This is a genomic window from Hyalangium gracile (assembly GCF_020103725.1).
GTDB lineage: Bacteria > Myxococcota > Myxococcia > Myxococcales > Myxococcaceae > Hyalangium > Hyalangium gracile.
This window is the reverse complement of the sequence record NZ_JAHXBG010000080.1, coordinates 1-1,096: the sequence shown is the minus strand read 5'-3', so window position 1 is coordinate 1,096 and position 1,096 is coordinate 1. Positions and strand designations below refer to the sequence as shown.

Below are 1,096 nucleotides of genomic sequence, written 5' to 3'. Positions count from 1 at the left end.
CCGAGGGGAGCCGATGACGTGTACGCCCTGGGTGTCACCGCGTACCGGCTCGTCACGGGCACCTATCCGCCCCCATTCGAGGAGGTGTCCGGCCCGCCGCGGCGACTCTTGCCGCCCAGGGACTTCGCGACAGTGAGCACGGGGCTCGACGCGTTGCTGCTGGCGTGCCTGGCCGAGGAGCCGCTGCGTCGGCCGAGGGCCGCGTCGCTGGCGGCCGCCTTGGGGCATGCCGCCCAGCAGCCGGAGGCCAGCGCCCCCATCGAGCCGACGCCGGCCGCCGCGGCCACCGAGCGGGACAGCAGGCCGGGCCCGCCCTGGAGGCGCCCATACCTCGCCTGGGGCCTGGGCGCACTCGGTGGCTGGGCCGTGGTAGTGCTCCTCGTGGTGGCAGGCCAGGCCATCCGCGAGAGGGACTGGTCCGGCCTCGTGGAGCCCCGTGGGCCCTCGCGTGAGGTTCCGGACGGTGGCGTGGGGGATGAGGCCCTTGCTGCAATTGAAGCTGCCCCGCGCACGTACTTGCCTCCCGTCCTCACCATTGGGCGCCCATTGCCTCCCAAGCCATACCCCGGGCAGAAGAAGCCGCCCTGCGATCCTGAATCACAGCGCGCCATCATGGGGGTGTGTTGGGCAGGACCGCTCGGGAAGAAGAAGCCGCCTTGCGGACCGGAAGCGTTCGACTTCGAGGACGGCTGCTACCTGCCGATCATCATCGGTCCTGCTCAGCCCACTTCCGAGAATCCGCGATAAGGCGCGCGCTCCTGCTCACCGCCGCGCTCGCCCTCGGGTCTGGACCGGCACGATCACCGTCTGCTACTCGGGCTCTCCTCCTTCAGGCTGCTGCGGCTCACGCGGGACGATCTCCGTCTGTCCCAGCTCTCCAACAGGCGGAGCCGCTTCGCTCAAGGATACTTGCAGGGTAAGGTCGCTGGCTGCCAACCACCTAGGAGGGAGCGGTGAAGGAGAGCGAAGCGACGCACGCGGAGTTGGTGCCCGGAGTGATGGTGGGGCCCTGGCGCATCCGCGCTCGGCACGACCGGGGCAGCTTCGGGGTGGTGTTCCGGGCCCAGAGAGCCGGGCACCCGGAGGCCGGGCCCTT

1 pseudogene is annotated in these 1,096 nt (G+C 70.8%); it reads left to right on the top strand.

Annotated features, from left to right (window positions below):
• A pseudogene (locus KY572_RS46890) lies at positions 1 to 747 on the top strand (hypothetical protein); the annotation flags it as partial.
• Between the last annotated feature and the right edge of the window lie 349 nt (positions 748 to 1,096).